The sequence below is a fragment of the Paenibacillus sp. FSL R5-0475 genome (assembly GCF_038004585.1).
Taxonomy (GTDB): Bacteria; Bacillota; Bacilli; order Paenibacillales; family Paenibacillaceae; genus Paenibacillus_AQ.
In genome coordinates this window covers 4889578-4910343 of the sequence record NZ_JBBORK010000001.1, presented here as the reverse complement: position 1 = coordinate 4910343, position 20766 = coordinate 4889578, and the positions used below count along the sequence as shown (strand labels likewise).

Here is a 20766-nt window from a genome sequence, read left to right as displayed (position 1 = left end):
TAAAAGTTGAATGAAGCTACAAATTTAGTACAGAATATTATCGAACGAAATCATATCAAGAAAAATATTTTAAGGCAAACGACTCTGCTAAATTCGTTTGAAGTTGAAAATGCATCTGTAAATACGCACGGAGTATTAGTTTCGGAAAATAATAACTCCGTATTTATTAACTTCAAGCTTAAAACCAGTAAAAAGTATTATAAATTAGTATATAATATTTCAAATCTAGAGACTACTGGAGAAGTTATATTACATGTGAAAGGCAATAATCAAAGGCATGAAAAGTATCATTTAGGAACATTTCATGGGACTCCTATTGTTTATTTCTTAAAGTGCGATTTCGATGCAGAAATTATTACGTTGGAAATAGCAGAGACATCGTCTTTTACTCTCGGTCAGTTGGAACTAATTCAAATATCCAATCCTGAGTACAAGGCGAAAAAATTGAAGCAATATACCGCTAAGTTACGAAGGGTTGTTAGTAAACAACCACATTTGAGAGCGAAATTCTTCAAAGAATTGAAGGAAAACGGGATAAAGCAAGCTATTCAAAAAACGAAGAGTAAACTTTATCAGAACGTGGATAGCTACAATAATATTCAAGTGAGCGGCCAGGATTTTAAAAGCGAAATCTCGTTAAAACAAAGTAATACTGTTTTATTTGTTTCTCATGATGCGCAAAATGCGGGGGCATCTATCCTATCTCTTAACATTGTAAAAACGTTAAAGAAGGTTTTTAATAAGGATGTTATCGTTCTGTTACTAAAAGGCGGTCCACTTGTTAGTGAGTTTTCCAAGTATGCTACCATAATAAATTTCAATCAGAATTCCCTTTCCTACTTGGAGAATGAAGAAGAAGTTAGCAAAATAATTACTGAGATTAAAGAAAAGGGAATAAACATTTGTATCTCTAACTCTGTTGTTTCAAATATACTTACTAAATTAATGTTTGAACATGGTATAAAGGTTATTTCACTTGTTCATGAATTACCCACATCTATAAAGACGTATGATTTTATAGAAGCCGCAAAATATGCTGTTCAATATTCTGACAAGGTCGTTTTTCCAAATAATTTTGTTAGAGATTCTTTCGCAGATTGTTTTCCAGTAGATGAGAAAAAGGTACATATAAGACCTCAAGGTATATATAACAAACGTAGAGGTACTTTGGATAAACTGACTGCAAAAAAGAAACTTTGTGAAAATTTGAAGATTGCATCAGATTCGACTATTCTGTTAGGCGGGGGATACGGTGATCTTCGTAAAGGATTTGATATTTTCTTCTCTATAGCGAAAGAAATGATTGTGGGGGGGAATGGAGAGAAACTACATTTTGTATGGGTTGGGCAAGTTGAACCAATACTCGAAAAGTGGATGAAACATGATGCGGAAATCTTAAAGGTAGACTCATATATCCACCAAATTGATTTTCAAACTAATCTTTCCCCGATCTTACAGGGAGCTGACTTATTCTTACTTCCTTCACGGGAAGATCCGTTTCCTTCTATTGTACTAGAGGCAATTGATAATGGTACGCCTACAGTTACTTTTGAGGGGAACGGCGGCATGGGGGAATTTATTAAAAGGTTAGGAGTTAGACCAGCCCCATACTTGAATACTAAAGATTTTGCGTCAGAGGTTTACAGGATTTTAAGCGATGAGCAGTTATATGAAAGTATAAAGCAGCTTGGGCTGGAATTAATCGAAAAAGAATTGAATTTTTCGGATTATGTAGACCAATTGTTACATATGACACAAGGTGAGAAGACATTTAGCAACGAGGTTTCCGTAATTATCCCCAATTATAACTATGAAGATTATATTGAAGATAGATTGAACTCTATTATTTATCAAACAGTGAAACCGAAAGAAATTATTTTTCTGGACGATATGTCTACCGATAATAGTGTACAAGTGGCAGAGAAGATACTTAAGAGATCTAATATTCCATATAAAATCATAAAAAATGAAGTGAATGTGGGTTGTTTTGGTCAATGGATCAGAGGAATTAAAGAGGCTACTGGAGACCTGATATGGATTGCTGAAGCTGATGATTTATGTGAAAGTAATATGTTGGAGAAGTTAATCCCATCATTTGATGATGACGAGGTGAACTTGGCATATTGCCAATCTGAAATTATAGATGGAAACTCTAATAAAGTTGGCTATGTTTATTCTGAGTATACAAAGGATCTGTCAATAACTAAATGGGATTCTTCTTATTGCATTGAAGGTAGAGAAGAAGTAGTCGAGGGATTGGCTATTAAGAATACCATACCTAACGCTAGCGCTGTATTATTCAGATCATCTGCACTTGAGGGACTGGAAGAAATGCTACGTGATTATAAAATTGGAGGAGACTGGTTAGCATATTTATATGCGCTAAAAATAGGGAAGATCTCTTATGTTTCCGATATATTGAATTATCATAGAAGACACTCTAGTAGCATTGTAAGTAGAAATGAGCAGAAACTTGAATTATTTGAAGAAATGTTAGCTATTAAATTATTTATTTTAGAGAACTTTGAGATCCCGGGATTTATAGTAGATAGATTTCTTCAACATATTTCAAATGAATATGCAAGGTTAGGATGTAAAGGCTATGAAAGTAAAAATATATTGAAAAACGATGTGTTAGCTGACAAGTTCTTGAACTTAGAAAATGAAGCTAGAAAGAAAGTTAATTCTATTAATTATTTACGCATCAAAAAAAGAATACTATTTGTTGCTCCTGATTTTGAGGTGGGTGGAGGACAAATGTTGGTCGTTAGATTAGCCAATTTTTTCGCCTCTTTTCAAGAGGTATATGTGTATAATGCTAGGCCCTGGTTAGAAGATTCTATGATGTCAGGAATGATTTCTGGAAATGTAAATGTTCTAAATAGTAATGGCAACCCGGATGAACTAAGATCCTATATTGATGACCTGAAAATTGAGGTTATAAATAGCCATATTTGGTGGTCCGACAAAATTACCTATCAGGCAATTCAAGGAAATCAAAATATTAATTGGGTGTTGGCTATGCACGGATGCTATGAGGCATTAATAGAAAATCCTGATTGGGATAATGACTTTTTAGCCATGGTTAAACCTGTCCTTGATCGAGCAACTAGTATTATTTATGCAACTAACAAAAACAAAAAAGTGTTTGAATCAGTTACTGTGAATAATATAAATAAGCTACACAACGTTTACTATGGATACCAACTACAAAATATCGGTTTGAAAGATAAGACGGAACTTGGTATTGGTAAAGATGATTTCGTTTTTGGTCTAGTTTCTCGTGCAATAAAAGAAAAGGGTTGGGAAGAGAGCATTAAAGCTATCATCAACTTAAACAAAGAACTTGAAAAAAAGGCTCATTTAATTTTAGTAGGACATGGCCAATATGCAGATGATATGAGAGAGAAATATAAAGATTATAAATACATTCATTTTATCATGGACTTGAAGAAACCATCTGAATGGATCGGATGGGTAAAAGTATTTGATGTGGCAATCCTTCCGAGTTACTTTATATCTGAAAGTCTTCCGAATTCTATTATCGAATATCTAGCTTATGATAAACCTGTAATATCTACTAATATTGGCGAAATTCCAAAGATGTTATACTCTGAAAACCAGAATAAATATGCTGGTATTATTCTTGAACTTAACAAGGAAAGAGAAGTTGAAGTTCAAGAACTTACAGATGCAATGCGAGTGATGGTTACTGATTTAGAGCAATATTCTGAGTATGGAAAAAATACGAAGTTATTATTCGAACAATTTAAAATGAGCAATTTTGCGTCTGCGTACTTTAGATTGTTCTGATTTTTTCCTTTTTATATAGAAAGGGAAACCAACGAAAGGGTTGTTTAACTTATGAATGTTTTTATATTGGGCGGTGCTGGATTTATTGGAGCGCATCTAACAAAAAAAATGTGTGAAAGTAATTATAATGTTACTGTGTACGATCGACACATCACCGATAAAAGTTTACCTGATGTTGAATTCAATGCAATAGAAGGGGATTTTTTGACGGAAGAACGCTTTGATAATTTATTGGAGAACCAAGATGTTGTTATACATCTGATAAGTACGGTATCTCCTTACTCTTCCATGCTAAATATATCAGACTCCTATAAGAATGATGTTATAAAAACCTTAGCGTTGCTTGAAGCAGTGAAGAGGAAGGGGATAAAAAAAGTGATTTTCTTGTCCTCGGGGGGAACTGTTTATGGAGATTTTAATGAAGTGGATCTTCTAAATGAAGATAGTAATTCTCACCCTTTGAATCATTATGGAATAATGAAACTTACAATTGAAAAAATCCTATTAATGTATAATCAACTTTATGATATGAATAATATTATTTTGCGTGTAGCTAATCCGTATGGTCCTGGACAAGATCCAGAGAAGAAGATTGGCGCTATTTCAGTGTTTTTAGATACCATCTTAACTGGTAATACTATTACCGTCTGGGGCGATGGATCAACGGTAAGAGATTACATTGAAATATCAGATGTGATTGAAGCAATTATGTCTACTGTGGAATATATTCATACAGAACATAGTGTTAAACCGATTTTTAACGTGGGGACAGGAATTGGTACAAGCATTTTAGAGATAATCAAACAGATTGAGATGATAACTAACGTAAAAGCACATGTGGATTACAAAAGCATGAGAGATATTGATGTAAAGCGGAATGTACTTGATCCAAGGAGAGCTAAAGAATATCTGAGATTCGAGTCCAAAATTAATGTTGATCAGGGAATAAGAAAACTGTTGTCTGAACGCGACAAGTTTTTAAGGGAATAAATTATGAATGTATCCATCGTTATTCCTAATTATAATGGCGAGAAATATTTAATTGACTGTCTTACTACTTTAAAAAAACAATCATATCAGGATTATGAGACTATATTGGTGGATAATGGTTCTACTGATAATAGTGTTAAGATCGCTCGTGATATAATGCCGAATATTATTTGCTTATTACTAGGAGAGAATAAAGGATTCAGCGCAGCGGTAAATCAGGGGATTCTAAATAGTAAAGGTAAATATGTTGCCTTATTAAACAATGATACTCTTTTAACTGAGACGTGGCTTGAAAATCTTCTTACTTGTATTGAAAGTAATGAAAATGCTTTCTCTTGTTCAAGTAAGATGCTCCAATTTCATGCTAATAATCTCATCGATAATGCGGGTGATGCGCTTACTCTTTTTGGATGGGCATATCAAGAGGGACATGGTAGCAATATTAGCAGATATCAAAATAATAGGCATATTTTCACTTCTTGTGCGGGTGCGGCAATATATAGACGTGAAGCTTTTGATAAAATAGGATATTTCGATGAGCATTTTTTTGCTTATTTAGAGGATGTAGACATTGGTTATAGAGCTCGTATAGAAGGTTATGATAATTTATTTTGTGCGGATTCGATTATTTATCACATAGGCAGTGCTACAACTGGAAATGGATACAACTCTGTGAAGGTAAGATTATCCGCTAGAAATAATGTGTACTTGCTCTATAAAAATATGTTAGGGATTCAGCTGCTTTTAAATGCTCCTTTCTTAATTATAGGACATATATTTAAATATCGATTTTATAAAAAAATAGGTTTTCAAAACGAATATATAGATGGAATTAAAGAAGGATTTGAAAAGAGAAGATTGATTAACAAAAGAAAATTCGAGTTTAGACATTGTTTTAATTACTTTGAAATTCAGGGTTGGCTTATTTCAAAAGGATTTATTTATGGATTTTTTAAAATTTGTAAAATAGTAAAAAGGGTTACATGATTCGAGTGAAAACTCCCTCTCAGTTGAGGTGGGAGTTTTACGCCTGCGATGTAACATAATTATTATTAATACTACCGACTAAACTGTAGCTAAACTTTATTTTCATTTTTTAATAATCCAATGTAGTAGATATAGCGAGAATACAGGTTATTTTCTTAAATCTAAGCTCTCACTAAAAAGAAGGTAAATTCTAGTTCCACTTACTTGGGGAATTAATCATTTATTTAAGCCTAAGGATTGTTGACTTGGAATTTTATCAAGTTAGTCGAAGGGGATAATTATAAAGATGCTAATCAAAAAGATGGAGAACTTATTTGAGAATAAAAAAGAATTAGCGGCATCAGCGGGTGCTTCAAGTATCCTGATTTCTTTATTGCTAGTACTCCCTATTATTAAAAGAATATTAACATATTCACCTGAAATTAAAGATTTTTCTAATCATATAATGTCTTGGGCAACAGCGTCTGATCTTAATATATCAACTCGCATTAATAGTTATTATTCCTTAATTATAGGCATACTAGTTATGTCAGCTTTACTTTTTCTCATAACCTGTAAAATGTTCTCCGGAAGATACAATGAAAAATCATCGCATCTATTTCTTTATATTAAACACCTCTCATTTATTGGTATAGCAGGAGTGGTGGGAAGTGTTTTATCGGCTAGTCAAGATTCCTCCCTTTATTTTCTGGGTGGAGCAGTCATATTAGGATACATATATATAAGGTTTAATGGTACCAATGATTTTGATATTACTAATTTACTATGGTGTATGTTGATTTCGATACCATTAAGTCTCTTTGTGACTGTGATTTCGAATAAGCTCCATATTATAGAGCATTTATTAGAGAGTAAATTCATGCAGAAATTAGGAATAGAAATAGATACTTTTTATTTTGTATTTATATGGTTTTTACTGTGTGTTATATTACTTTTTATTTTCCAAAGAGTCATAGGATTAATTAGTGGACAATACAATATAACAGTCAATGATTGTAGAAATATATTTATTCTAGCTAGCATACCTATCATATTTTCAGGGATTGTACAATCAATTATGCTTGAGATGCTAAATATATTGAATAAGAGATTCGATATTGTTTTTAATAAACCAATTGTTATGTATTCAGCGGTAATAATTTTCGCATTAACAATAATGTGGATTATTTCTACTAAACTATTAAGACAGAAGGCTGGTCAATTAAAGGCTAAAACAAATAAAACTCTTTATAATCTATATATTCCAGCAATATTGGTTACGTTTATACTTATGATTGTGCAGCCATATCGCATGGCGACGGTAGGTAATGAATATTTTGAAATGTCGAATCATGGGCTTTCGGTGGATCATCTTTTTAGATATGGGAGTATACCTTTAATTGAGAACTTTGATGCACATATGCTATCTAATCAAATTTTTGCATATATCTATTCTTTATTGAATGGTTATGAGCCGTGGGGAGCATTTCTCTATAATGGTTATATACAAATATTCGGGATTTTGGTCATGTTTTACTTATTGAAGTCTCTCATCGGAGAAATCAACTCATTTTTTTTCGTGTTAACTTTTCCTTTGTTAGATTATTTATTCAGCGAAACGTATTTGCTTTCAGGAATTTTACTGTTTAGCTTATATAAATATTTTAGAGAAACTCATTCACTTAAAAATAGCTTTGGGTTTTGGTTAACAGCTGGAGCATTGTGCTTATATAGATTAGATTTAGGTATGGCTGCAATAATCGGAGGTCTAGCAACGTTCCTTATTATATCCTTCACATATAAACGATATTCAGCGATTTTTAAATTTTTATGGTCTGGAATAATATCAGGATTTACGGCAATAGTTTTATTTGCGATGTTATGCTTATTCAAAGGGATAAATCCAAAAGAAAGAATTATTGAGTTTATTAAACTATGCCAATCTAATCAAAATTGGGCATATGCGAATGTTGGGGATAATAATCTAATAGCGTACACAATAAGTTATTACATTTTACCTCTATTTATAGCAGTGATTGTGCTATATTCTGTTTTGAAATATAGTTTATTGAAAAAAAATCTGTTACAAGTGAATCAGCAGAACTTTATAATGTTTATATATTTCTCAATATTCTTTCTATTTAATATTTCGAGAGGCATCGTACGACACTCTCTTGCAGAAGGTAGCTTAATTTACACCGTAGGGACGTTTTCTTTGGCAGCATTATCTTTTGTGGTTATGAGCAAGAATGGTATCGACAGGGTGGGGAGATTTTTAATCTCATCAATTGTTACAGTAGTAATAATAAATATAAATTTAACCGATTTTAGTGGTAGTGCTTCTATTGCATCAAAAGCACTTCTGTCTAAAAGCTACCAACAGCAATATGACAATTCAATTTCATTTGATGGTACACGCGTTAATGGTGAGCTACCCTCAGACGCTCAGCAACTGAAAGGAATACTTGATGTGACATTAAGTAAAGATGAAACATACTTTGATTTTTCATCAACTAATTATTTCTATGCTTTAGTCGGACGTAAGAATCCGATTTATGCAAATCAATCTCCACTTATGATTAGCGATGATAAAACACAAAAATTAGCCTTAAATGATATTAAGACTAAACAACCTCCGCTTGTTTTGATGCCCATTGCGGGAAAACTGTGGAGCCATATTGATAACATAGCAGTAGATTTTAAATACTATATGATATCAGAGTATATCTATGAAAATTATGAGCCTTTAATAAGGTTATCTAATTTTGATATTTATTCTTTGAAATCTAAAAAAGAAACTTTTCTCAGCAAATTAGAAGAAAGTAGTGTAATTAGGAATCTGATATATTCTAGTGATTTCGCAAATGCGAATTTAGAGGGAATATCGAATCACAATGCTATTACGGAAAAAGAAAACGGAGAATTTTTGCAAGTTCAGGGTACTGGAGACGATCCTTATATAGTTGGACAATTATCAAGTTTAATTGGTATTAAGTCTGCAGATATAAAATATGATGCGAGCAAACCAACAAGTATCAAGATTGATTTCGATGCGAACAAATCAGGAAATGTACAATTGTTCTATACGTTGAAAAGCGATGAGGATTTTTCTGAAGTTCAATCGCAGACCTATTATATCAATAGTATCGGGAAGAATAATATGGAAATCCATCTTCCATCAATGCCTTTTAAACTTAGGCTTGATATTAATAACACAGATGTTATGTTAAAAAAGTTAAACATCTCTCAGGGCTTAGAAATTATAAATGAGCAACCTGAAATTTGGACTAGAAATATCGGGAATATACCTATTCTTTGGGCAGAAAGAGATGGGAACGAAAATTATCAAAATGCACCATACCTTAATAAACCCATTATAAATACCACATATTTTTCATTAAATACGCAGGACATAATAAAGAATCAAACTACCTATTTAATATTACAAATAAAAAGCGAAGAAGACCGTAGTGCTTCAATTCAACTTGAATCTGATGGTAGTGAAGAAAAGGGGATATATGTATTTAATGTGTTAAAGGGGAGTCACGATTATGCAATTCGCCTAAGTACAGATTATAAATGGTGGAATAACGAAATAGAGGAAATTAAGTTTTTAGCAGATGGGGCTGTAACAATTAATAAATCATCTTTTTATATGGAAGGACAAAATAAATTTTATAATACTAAAGAGTAATCTATGATAGTTAATAGTAGAATAATATTACGTTGAGGAAGTAATTAAGTGTAATGCAAATGGATCGTAATAATGCTAGAATTGAAATGAAAATCAAATCATAGGAGATAATAATGTTACTTATATTGTTAGTTTTGGCCATGATTTTTAATATTTTCGCTCAAATTATTTTAAAGTATGGGATTAACCTAATAAGTCTTGATGGTCTAAATTTAAACTCATTATATAAAATGATTTCCTCTCCTTATCTATGGTCAGGGGCTATTATGTATGGAGTAAGCTTTGTGTTTTATATATTTGCTTTATCTCGTGGTGAGCTTGGGCGGATTTCACCAATATCCCAGGCACTTACGACAGTTGGGATAGTTACAGCATCCATTGTAATATTTCATGAACCACTTACTGGATTTAAGGTGATTGGCGTTCTGTTATTAATCGCAGGAACTATTGTTATATTTAAGTGAAGTAAGGGACTCAACTTTTTTTAGAAAGGGATTGACTTTGTTGGATTACGATTATGTTGTTTTTGGTGCCGGAATCTATGGGTTATATGCTGCTCATTTATTAGCTAAAAGAGAATTAAAGATCGCGGTAATTGAAATTGATGACAAACCTCTACAAAGAGCAAGTTATATAAATCAGGCAAGAGTTCATAACGGATATCATTATCCACGAAGTGTATCTACTGCAACGAAATCAGCGCATTATTATGAACGCTTTGTGCAAGATTTTTCTTTCGCTATTAATGATAGATTTAAGAAGATTTACGCAATTTCTGCTAATGATTCATTGACTAATTCTGAACAGTTCTTAAATTTTTGTAACTATGTGGATATTCCTGCAATTGAGGTGAATAGTAATGCTTATTTTAATCCAGGGACAGTTGAAGCAACGTTTGAGACGCTAGAGTATAGCTATGATGCAAATTTGATTCGTGAGTGGTATATAAATGAGTTAAGCAAATTCAAAAATGTTGAGATTATGTTTAGTAAGATTTTAGATACAGTTAGTGAATCGAATGGTCAGTTTGTTCTAAGATTTTCCGATAAGACAATTAGCACTACCGCAAATATCTTAAATGCAACTTATGCTAGTATAAATCAAATTCTCCGTAAGTTTGATTTCGAATTATTTACAACAAAGTATGAAATATGCGAAGTGATTATGACTGAAGTGACGGATAACATTAAAAATGTCGGTATAACTGTAATGGATGGTCCGTTTTTTTCTCTAATGCCTTTTGGAGAGAGTTCCTATCATTCATTAACTTCTGTAGGACATACTCCGCATGAGTCTTCTTTCAGTGCTCTTCCGGAGTTCTCTTGCCAGCAACATAACCCTAACTGTACTCCTAATCAATTATCAAACTGTAACTTTTGTTTAGCGCAACCTGATTCTGCTTGGATTAGAATGCATCAACTCGCTAAAAAGTATTTAATTCCAGAAATTAAGTTAACTCAAAGAAAATCTTTATTCGCTGTTAAGGCCCTAATTAGTGCATCTGAACTTGATGACTCTCGTCCGACTGTGATTAAGGAGTTCTCAGAGAGTCCAAGATTCATATCAGTGTTCTCTGGGAAGTTTAATACTATTTATGATTTGGAGGAAGTACTATGAAAGAACAGGTATTTGTTTCAGTCGTTCTTTATGCGTATAATAACGAACGAGAAATTGAACAATCACTTATCCAATTTGATCGCATAATGAGGAGTCATTTTAAGAATTACGAAATTATATTGGTTAATGATTATAGTAATGACAGCACATTGGAAAAGGCCCACAATGCAATTAGAACAATTTATGCTGATACTACTATCATTAACTTGTCAAGAAAGCATGGTGTAGAACGTGCTATGATGGCTGGTTTAAATAAATCCATGGGTGATTTTGTTTTTGAAATAGAGTCATTAACAATCGACTTTGATGTGGAACTTTTATACGACATGTTCAAAACCTCAACTAATAAAGGATTTGATATTGTTGTAGCTTCATCTGGCCAAGTAGGATGGAAGTCTAAAGTATTTTATCAACTATTAAATAGAGTATCCTATCTAAATCTATCACTTTCTACTGAAACGGTTAGATTGGTTACTCGTCGCGCACTTAATGCAATGCAGAACCTAAAAGAGAAGGTAAGGTATCGGAAAGCACTTTATGAACTTACCGGTTATTCAAAAACTCTGATTCAATATCAGTCTGTAAATAAGGCTCGAGGAAGGAAAATGAATCGTGAAAATGTATCACTTGCAATGGATGCGTTAGTTTCGTTCTCACACTTTGGTTTGAGGGCTGCTCATTTACTAACGGGTGTGTTCTTTCTCTTTTCATTGTTTATGGGCGGATATGCAATGTATAACTACTTCTTTAATCAGTCGGTAGTTGAAGGTTGGACAACCTTAATGATTTTAATTTCGCTTGGTTTTGCTGGTTTGTTTTTTATAGGTGGGATCATAGGTGAGTATACATCACGTATTTTAATTGAAATTCAGAATCGTCCTTTTTACAGCACAAAATCTGTGGAAATGTTTAAAGAAAAGAAACCTCGCTTGGAATTAGTAAAAGATTTAGGAAATACTTCAAATTAGTTAACGAGGAGGGTTTTCATGAATAAAACTTGTCTTTTGGGGTACACAGGCTTTGTTGGCACTACATTGCTTACACAGACTAATTTTAATGACCTATATAATTCTTCAAATATTAAATCTATAGAAGATAAAGAATATGGTCTTGTTGTCTGCGCTGCTGCACCTGCAGTGAAATGGAAAGCTAATCAGGCTCCTCTTGAAGATCTTGATAATATCAATAGTTTAATTGAATCTTTAAAAAAAGTAAAAGCAGAGATGTTTGTCCTTATATCTACAGTTGATGTGTATATGAATCCTATTAATGTTGATGAGGATTCGAAAATTGATCCGGAAACTATAGACCCTTATGGTCGCCATAGATATTATTTGGAACAGTTTGTAAGAGATAATTTTAAAAATTATTCAATAATTAGACTTCCTGGCTTATTTGGCAAAGGATTAAAGAAAAACTTTATATATGATTTAATTAACTCTAATACTTTGGAATTAACACATTACCAGTCAGAGTTTCAATTTTATAATATGTGTAATTTATGGAATGATATTCAGATTGCTCTGAATAACTCACTATCATTAGTTAATTTCAGCACTGAACCAGTAAGTGCCTCCGAAATTGCTCGGAATTCAACAGGGAATTTATTTTTAAATGAAACGGTTAAAAACCCCGTTTTTTATAATATGAAAAGTAAATATGCGAATTTATTTAATTCTGAAGCTGAAGAGGGATATATGAAGTCGAAAGAGGAAATTATTCGAGAGATATCCGTATTTATTGAATGTGAGAAGAGGCTGCTCCAATGAATCTATCTATTTCCAATATTGCATGGAATGTTGAAGAAGATAATGAAATTAAAACTCTTCTTAAGAGATTGGGCATTAATGGTATTGAGATTGCTCCGACTAAAATATGGGAGAACCCTTTAGCGTGTACATCAATAGAAATTGAAAAATATAAGACTTATTGGCAATCTAACGGAATAGAGTTAGTAGCTATGCAATCCTTATTATTCGGTCAGAATCATTTGAAATTATTCTCAAATTCAGAATCACGTCTAGAAATGATTGAATATCTAACTGGTATTATTTCTCTAGCCGGACAGTTAGGGATTCGTTCTCTTGTTTTTGGCTCTCCAAAGAATAGGCTTGTTGGTTCATTGACTAAAAAGGAACAGTTTGAGATAGCAATTCCGTTTTTTTATGAGTTGGGGACTATAGCTGCTAAGGAAAATGTGACTTTGTGCATCGAACCTAATCCAACACAGTATGGTTGTGATTTTATAACAAACACTGAAGATGGAATCGCTCTTGTTAGGGAAGTAGGGATCTCTGGATTTCAGCTACATTTAGATGCGGGCGCACTCTTACTAAATAATGAACTTGTTTCATCAGTTATAGAAAAAAGCATGCCATATCTGAATCATTTTCATATTAGTGAACCTTATCTTAATAGAATAGGTTCAGAGGATACACAACATAAAAGAATAGCAGATGCTTTGAAAATGCAAGATTATAAAAATTGGATATCGATTGAAATGAGAAGTGATTTATCTTCAAGCAATATTAAAAGTGTTGAGAAAGCACTAATATATGCTATGGAAGTTTATTCCTAAAAGAGGGGGCGAATTTTACCGTGGATAAGATAGATTGGCAAATACCGAAATTTACACTTTCAGAATTCAAACCCAAGGCTAGTAAGTATTGTGTTTGTATCCCAGTTATCAATGAAGGGAATAAAATTAAAAAGCAGTTAGAGAAAATTAAACTTGTCTCAGATGTTATAGATATAATTATCTTGGATGGGGGAAGCACAGATGGTTCCTTAGATGATGCGTTTTTAAAAGATATGAATGTAAGAGCGCTTTTAACAAAACAGGACACAGGAAAACTGAGTGCTCAGTTACGAATGGGTTTTGCATATGCCATAACCGAACAATATCAAGGAATTATCACAGTGGATGGCAACAATAAGGATGGCGTTGAAAGTATTCCTGATTTTATTGAGAAACTTGATGAAGGTTATGATTTTGTTCAGGGCTCTCGATATGTGCCTGGAGGCACTGAAGTTAATACACCTCTCTCAAGAAAATTAGCTATTAAACTAATGCATGCTCCTTTTATTTCATTAATGGCTGGATTTCATTATACTGATACGACGAATGGATTCAGGGCACATTCTACAAGGCTCCTTTTAGATGACAGATTAAAACCGTTCAGGGATGTTTTTGACACTTATGAATTGTTAGGATATTTATCTGTAAAAGCCCCTAAACTAGGGTATAAGGTGATAGAAATTCCAGTGTCACGGTCATATCCAAAAGGGAAAGTTCCTACTAAAATAAGTCCTTTACGAGGGAATTTGCTATTAATTAAAACTCTTTTGAATTTATATATGAATAAATATGACGCCCATCAAAATACTAGACAATCGGTTAAGGAATTATAAAAGGATATTTACCAGGGAAATCAAAATAGTTTTCTGTTATGATCCTTTAATGGTGGTTTTGAATACATTATATTAAATTATTACAAATTATTATTTAGGCTTAATGAAAATAATCTTAAAAATTCAGGAAATTAAAATGTAAGGAGGAAGCTATAAGTTATGAAGGTCACTCCTTTTAAATTACAAGGTGCAAGCTTATTGGAACCGGTGACCCACGGTGATACTCGAGGTTTTTTTATGGAAAGCTATAACGAAGAAATTATGCATAAGCTCGGCGTAAACAACAAATTCATCCAAGACAATCAATCCCTCTCTGCAGAGGTTGGTGTCCTGCGTGGTCTACACTACCAGTTGAACCCAAAGGCCCAAACAAAGTTAATTCGTGTCTTAACCGGCGCTATTTATGATGTAATCGTAGATATTCGTCGTAATTCTCCTACATTTGGTCAATGGGTCGGAGTAATACTTAGCGAATATAACAAACGCCAACTGCTTGTACCTAAAGGCTTCGCGCATGGCTTCTGCACGTTGGTCCCTAATACCCAAGTGTTATACAAGGTGGACGAATATTATTCCCCTGAGAATGATCGCGGCATATTATGGAATGATCCAGCGTTAGGTATTGATTGGCCGACTTCTAGTCCGATATTATCGGATAAAGATCAACGTCATCCTGTACTGATGGACGCGGAACTTAACTTCGAATTATAAACATAACATTTCATTGAACAAAAGGTGGGCTATAAATGAAACTGCTAGTTACCGGTGGAGCCGGATTTATCGGCAGCAACTTTGTATTATACATGCTGCAACAACATCCTGATTATCAAATCGTTAACGTAGACGCGTTGACATATGCAGGTAATTTGGAGAATTTGAAGTCAATTGAAAATCATCCGAACCACAAGTTCGTAAAAGCAGACATTACAGATGTACAGGCAATGGATGCTTTGTTTAGCCAAGGTGTTGATGTAGTGGTAAATTTCGCGGCTGAATCGCATGTGGATCGGAGTATTTTGGAGCCAGAAGTGTTTGTGAAGACGAACGTGCTTGGAACACAAGTACTTTTGGATGCGGCGAAAAAATACAGTGTTACTAAATTCGTTCAGGTTTCTACGGATGAGGTATACGGATCACTTGGAGCAACCGGTTTGTTTACTGAAGAAACTCCTTTGACTCCGAACAGTCCATATTCGGCAAGTAAAGCTGGTGGCGACTTGCTTGTACGTGCATACCATGAGACATTCGGACTGCCAGTGAACATTACCCGCTGCTCGAACAATTATGGCCCGTACCAATTCCCTGAGAAGCTTATTCCGCTTATGATCTCCCGCGCACTTGCGGATCAAGCGTTGCCTGTATATGGCGATGGGATGAATATCCGTGACTGGTTGTATGTTGAGGATCACTGCAGCGCGATTGATTTGGTTATCCACAAGGGCGTGAACGGTGAAGTATACAACATTGGTGGCAATAACGAACGTACAAATGTGCATATCGTGAACACAGTATTGCAGGAACTTGGCAAACCTGATTCACTGATTACTTATGTTCAAGACCGTCCGGGTCATGATCGCCGCTATGGAATTGATCCTACCAAGATTATGAACGAACTGGGTTGGAAGCCGAAACATACGTTTGAAACAGGTATTAAAGAAACCATCCAATGGTATCTCAATAACCGCGAATGGTGGACTCGCATTCAATCTGGGGAATACCAGAAGTACGCTGAATTACAATATGGCGATCGTTTGGGAGAATCTCTATAATGGTTCAACTGAAGGTACTTGTTACAGGTGCGGCCGGACAATTGGGTCAGGATGTTGTTTTACTACTCCAGCATCATGGTCACCAAGTGATGGGCTGCGACCGTCAAGAGATGGATATCACCGATCTGGATCAGTGTATCCAGGTTATTGGTGAGTATGGACCGCATGCTGTCATTCATTGTGCTGCGCATACAGCAGTAGATGCGGCAGAAAGTGACATCGATGCAGCTTATTTAATTAATGCAATGGGCAGTCGAAATGTAGCGCTAGCTTCTGAAAAAGCTGGAGCTAAGCTGGTATACATTAGTACGGATTACGTATTTGATGGTTTGGGAGTACAGCCTTACCATGAGTATGATAATACAGACCCTAAGAGTATATATGGTAAATCGAAACGTGCGGGTGAAGTGTTAGTTCAATCCCTTTCCTCTAAGTATTTCATCGTACGCACATCATGGGTGTATGGTAAATACGGGAATAACTTTGTCAAAACAATGCTAAAGCTTGGTCAAGAAAAGCCAATGCTTCAAGTAGTAGATGACCAAAAGGGTTCGCCTACCTATACAGTTGATTTAGCTCGTTTCTTGCTTGAGCTTATCCAAACTGAGAAGTATGGTGTATACCATGCGTCAAATAGCGACTCATGTACTTGGTTTGAATTTACACAGGCGATCTTTGCAGAGGCTGAGGATATTTTGGGTTTGAAATTCACCGCAAAGCTTGAACCTTGTGCTACGGAACAGTTCCCAAGACCTGCACCGCGTCCTCGGAATTCGGTGATGGAGCATTTGTCGATACGTACGAATGGATTTGAGGATATTCGACCTTGGCGTGAGGGCCTGAGAGATTTCCTCTTAGAGCTAAAAGAATAAGATAGTAGCAATTGAAACTCCCAAATCGTTTATAACGATACGGGAGTTTTTTGTATTCTTTCGTTATAATAAGAAGGGAGTGTGTAGTTAACAAGAAATTACAAAGTCGAGGATACTCATGAATAACAAAACAGTAAGTGTACATATCGTCACCTACAACAGTGCTGACGACATCATAGATTGTATAGAGGCAGTAATGGCACAGGATTATTTGGTCAAAAAAATTGTCGTAGTGGACAACGCTTCAACTGATGGTTCGGCGGATAAGGTCAGAACGTTCTATCACCAGTTTAACTCGGACTCACCCGCTGCATTCTTGGTGGGGCATGAAGCTATGAACTCCGCAAGGGAGATAAAGCAATATCCAACAATTGACCTTCTGGAGAATGAGCTTAACACAGGCTTCGCCCCAGCCCACAACCAGGCCATCTCGGCCACGAATACAGATTACGTGCTCGTCCTTAACCCTGACCTTACGCTGGCTCCAGACTATATCTCCAGACTAATCACACAGATGGAGAATAATCCACAGATCGGCAGCGCCACAGGCAAGCTTTTGCTGAAGGCGGATCATGGGCTGGTAGACAGCACAGGTCTCCGAATGAACAGAGCACGCCGTGCATTTGATCGCGGTGCGGGTGAGCCAGCTGACCAATGGACGCAATCGGGTCCTGTATTCGGTGTATCTGGAGCGGCTGCGATGTATTCTCGGCGGATGATCAACGACATAATTGTTGATGGCGAATTTTTTGATGCCGACTTTTTTGCTTATAAGGAAGATGTGGATGTGGCTTGGAGGGCAGAGTTATTCGGCTGGCGGGGATATTATGATGCTGAGGCGATCGGGTATCACGAACGTGGCTGGAAAACGTCTGGTCGTAACACGAAGCCGTTGTTCATCCGACGAATATCTTACATTAACCGCTACAAAATGATCTACAAGAATGAACAGACTCGAACTATGCTGAAGACAATCTTCATTTCTCTTCCCTATGAGCTTGCCGCACATGGCTATATGCTTCTGAGAGAGCCACAGTTAATTACAGCGTGGAAGTCCTTTTTCACTCAGCTTCCAGCGTTAAAAAAGAAGCGGGAGTATATACAAGCCGCGATAAAAGAGAGAAAGAAACACGAAAGCTAAACCACATATGGAAAAACCTCCCTGAAACGTCACCTCTTCTCAGGGAGGTTTTATGTTATAATTATTGTCGGTAGATTACTATATTTGTCAGGAGCGTTACGCAGTGAATGTAGATGTAAGCATACTTATTGTTAATTACAACACGTGTCGCCTGACGATGGATTGTCTCAGGTCGGTGTATGACTCAGCAACGAACTATTCCTATGAGATTATTTTAATAGACAACAATTCCAATGATGATTCGGTAGAGAAGATTAGTAGAGAGTTTCCAGGTGTAATGTTGATCGCAAATAACGACAATGTCGGTTTTGCCCGTGCTAATAATCAGGGGATGGAAGCTTCATCCGGACGGTATGTGCTGCTGCTGAATTCAGATACGGTGGTACGTAAGGATACGCTAGAGACGATGATCTCCTTTATGGATAGTCGGCCTGATGTAGGAGCGTCAGGGTGCAAGATTATTTTACCGGATGGCTCGCTAGATAAAGCTTGCAAGCGGGGGTTTCCTACACCGTCTGCTTCGTTCTATTATGCTTTTGGATTTAGTAAGCTATTTCCGGATCGTCCGAGGTTTAACGGTTACCAGTTAGGTTATCTGGACCCTGATCTTGATTACCCGATAGATTGTCTGGTTGGTGCGTTTATGCTGCTGCGGCGGGAGACGATTAACCAGGTGGGTGGATTAGATGAAGAGTTCTTTATGTACGGCGAGGATTTAGATTGGTGTTATCGTATTAAAGAGGCTGGTTGGAAGATTTATTATTATCCGAAGACTGCTATCGTGCATCTTAAAGGCGGTAGCGCCAGACGCAGACCGTTTAAGATCGTCTATGAATTCCACCGGGCAATGATTTTATTTCATCGTAAGCATTATAGTAAGAAGTACAACAGTATGATAAATGGAACAGTATATGCCGGCGTAGGTGTGAAGTTCGCACTTTCGCTTTTGCGGAATGCCTTAACTTCGCCTAAAACAGTCCCATCACCTGCTCAGAGTCTTAACTCCGCTAATGAAACAGGTGCACGTAACGAAAAGAATACTGAGGTGAATTTATGATTCGGCGTAATCAGAAATTTTTGACACAGCTCTATATGGTGGCTGACTTTCTTGTCATCCAGCTGTCCTTCCTTATAGCCTGGTGGCTAAAGTTTAGAAGTGGTTGGATGGAGTACGAAAACCCGTTGCCTGTAGAGTCGTACGCTTACTGGAGTATGATTTATGGCGGAATTGCAGTGTTAATCGGTATACTGCTGTCGCTGTATTTGCCGAAGCGTAAGAAACGGTTTGTCGATGAATTCATTAAGATTTTCCAAGTGCATATCATGGGCATTTTCATTCTGCTTGGTCTGATGTTTTTCGTGAAAGAAATAAATATCTCCCGAACATATCTAGCTCTTTACATGGGATTGAACATTCTTTCTATTATGCTGTACCGTTATGTACTGAAGAAGATGCTTAAGTCTTTTCGCGAAAAAGGCTTCAACCGACAGTTTGTACTTATCATCGGTGCAGGTACGCTAGGCAAAAGATTCTACAATAATCTAGAGCAATACCCTGAGCTTGGATATGAAGCGATTGGCTTCTTGGATGACTATCATACTTGGGATGGAATTGAAGAACAACGATATAAACCGATTCTTGGAACAGTTGACCAGTTGTCTGGAATGCTAGAGATGCTGCCTGTGGATGAGGTTATACTTGCGCTGCCACTTGATGCCCATTCGAAGTATCCTTCAATTATTGCGGCCTGTGAAAAAGCAGGTGTACGCACATTGATTATCCCTGACTTTTTCGACTACTTACCAGCGCGCCCTTACTTTGATAACTTTGCAGGCATGCCAATGATTAATGTTCGTGATATTCCACTAGATATGACGGGTAATAAGATGGCAAAACGATTGTTTGATATTGTGTTCTCATTGTTCGCAATTATTATGATTTCCCCTGTGATGCTTATCGTGGCACTTGGTGTCCGACTGACCTCTCCCGGGCCGATTATATTCCGGCAGGAACGTGTGGGGCTGAACCGTCGTAATTTTATGATGTATAAGTTCCGCTCCATGAAGATGCAGCAGGATGGTGAAGAGGATACAGGATGGAGTACGCGGGAAGATCCTCGTAGAACCAGATTTGGGACCTTTATCCGGAAGACAAGTCTGGATGAGCTTCCGCAATTTTTTAATGTGTTACTGGGTCATATGAGTGTAGTTGGCCCACGGCCAGAACGACCATTTTATGTAGAACAGTTCCGTGATGAAATTCCAAAGTATATGGTAAAACACCATGTACGTCCTGGAATTACAGGTTGGGCTCAGAGTAACGGACTCCGCGGGGACACTTCCATCGAGGAGCGGATCAAACACGATATTTTCTACATCGAGAACTGGTCTTTACTGTTTGACATTCGAATTATTTTCAAAACGATTCGCAACGGCTTCGTTAACAAAAACGCTTATTGAGACCTGAGCTTATTTAGATTTTAATAATACCCC

16 protein-coding genes are annotated in these 20766 nt (G+C 35.9%); all 16 read left to right on the top strand.

The window, feature by feature from the left end:
• The first annotated feature begins 6 nt into the window (after positions 1-6).
• The 16 genes from MKX41_RS22110 to MKX41_RS22035 all read left to right on the top strand — a co-directional run bounded on the left by MKX41_RS22110 (position 7) and on the right by MKX41_RS22035 (position 20733).
• Complete coding sequence (locus MKX41_RS22110) at positions 7-3813, top strand: glycosyltransferase (protein ID WP_340973100.1); 3807 nt, start codon at positions 7-9, stop codon at positions 3811-3813.
• A 51-nt stretch (positions 3814-3864) separates the two neighbouring features.
• On the top strand, positions 3865-4803 hold the full coding sequence (locus MKX41_RS22105) for an NAD-dependent epimerase/dehydratase family protein (protein ID WP_340973098.1): 939 nt from the start codon (positions 3865-3867) through the stop codon (positions 4801-4803).
• A 3-nt stretch (positions 4804-4806) separates the two neighbouring features.
• Positions 4807-5790 (top strand): glycosyltransferase family 2 protein, encoded by a 984-nt coding sequence (locus MKX41_RS22100; protein ID WP_340973096.1) that lies wholly within the window; start codon positions 4807-4809, stop codon positions 5788-5790.
• A gap of 286 nt (positions 5791-6076) precedes the next feature.
• Positions 6077-9463: a hypothetical protein gene (locus tag MKX41_RS22095; RefSeq protein ID WP_340973095.1), complete on the top strand. Its 3387-nt coding sequence runs from the start codon at positions 6077-6079 to the stop codon at positions 9461-9463.
• A gap of 113 nt (positions 9464-9576) precedes the next feature.
• Positions 9577-9927, top strand: coding sequence for a hypothetical protein (locus MKX41_RS22090; protein WP_340973094.1), 351 nt, complete (start codon positions 9577-9579; stop codon positions 9925-9927).
• A 40-nt stretch (positions 9928-9967) separates the two neighbouring features.
• Positions 9968-11080 carry an FAD/NAD(P)-binding protein gene (locus tag MKX41_RS22085; protein WP_340973093.1) on the top strand — a complete coding sequence of 371 codons (1113 nt, stop codon included), beginning with the start codon at positions 9968-9970 and terminating at the stop codon, positions 11078-11080.
• Positions 11077-12048: a glycosyltransferase gene (locus MKX41_RS22080; RefSeq protein WP_340973091.1), complete on the top strand. Its 972-nt coding sequence runs from the start codon at positions 11077-11079 to the stop codon at positions 12046-12048. The genes MKX41_RS22085 and MKX41_RS22080 overlap by 4 nt, the downstream gene beginning before the upstream one ends.
• A gap of 18 nt (positions 12049-12066) precedes the next feature.
• Complete coding sequence (locus tag MKX41_RS22075) at positions 12067-12849, top strand: NAD-dependent epimerase/dehydratase family protein (protein ID WP_340973090.1); 783 nt, start codon at positions 12067-12069, stop codon at positions 12847-12849.
• A complete protein-coding gene (locus MKX41_RS22070) occupies positions 12846-13658 on the top strand; it encodes a sugar phosphate isomerase/epimerase family protein (protein ID WP_340973088.1) in 813 nt (270 codons plus the stop codon). The genes MKX41_RS22075 and MKX41_RS22070 overlap by 4 nt, the downstream gene beginning before the upstream one ends.
• 20 nt (positions 13659-13678) lie before the next feature.
• Positions 13679-14491: a glycosyltransferase family 2 protein gene (locus MKX41_RS22065; protein ID WP_340973087.1), complete on the top strand. Its 813-nt coding sequence runs from the start codon at positions 13679-13681 to the stop codon at positions 14489-14491.
• 159 nt (positions 14492-14650) lie between these two features.
• On the top strand, positions 14651-15202 hold the full coding sequence (rfbC, locus tag MKX41_RS22060; protein WP_340973086.1) for a dTDP-4-dehydrorhamnose 3,5-epimerase: 552 nt from the start codon (positions 14651-14653) through the stop codon (positions 15200-15202).
• Positions 15203-15237: 35 nt separating this feature from the next.
• Positions 15238-16260 carry a dTDP-glucose 4,6-dehydratase gene (gene rfbB / locus MKX41_RS22055; RefSeq protein ID WP_042192239.1) on the top strand — a complete coding sequence of 341 codons (1023 nt, stop codon included), beginning with the start codon at positions 15238-15240 and terminating at the stop codon, positions 16258-16260.
• Positions 16261-16268: 8 nt separating this feature from the next.
• Positions 16269-17132 (top strand): dTDP-4-dehydrorhamnose reductase, encoded by an 864-nt coding sequence (gene rfbD / locus MKX41_RS22050; RefSeq protein WP_340975024.1) that lies wholly within the window; start codon positions 16269-16271, stop codon positions 17130-17132.
• Positions 17133-17250: 118 nt separating this feature from the next.
• Positions 17251-18273, top strand: a complete 1023-nt coding sequence (locus MKX41_RS22045; RefSeq protein WP_340973085.1) for a glycosyltransferase family 2 protein — start codon at positions 17251-17253, stop codon at positions 18271-18273.
• Positions 18274-18430: 157 nt separating this feature from the next.
• Positions 18431-19330, top strand: a complete 900-nt coding sequence (locus tag MKX41_RS22040; RefSeq protein WP_445671347.1) for a glycosyltransferase family 2 protein — start codon at positions 18431-18433, stop codon at positions 19328-19330.
• On the top strand, positions 19327-20733 hold the full coding sequence (locus MKX41_RS22035; RefSeq protein WP_340973081.1) for an undecaprenyl-phosphate glucose phosphotransferase: 1407 nt from the start codon (positions 19327-19329) through the stop codon (positions 20731-20733). The genes MKX41_RS22040 and MKX41_RS22035 overlap by 4 nt, the downstream gene beginning before the upstream one ends.
• Positions 20734-20766: the final 33 nt, after the last annotated feature.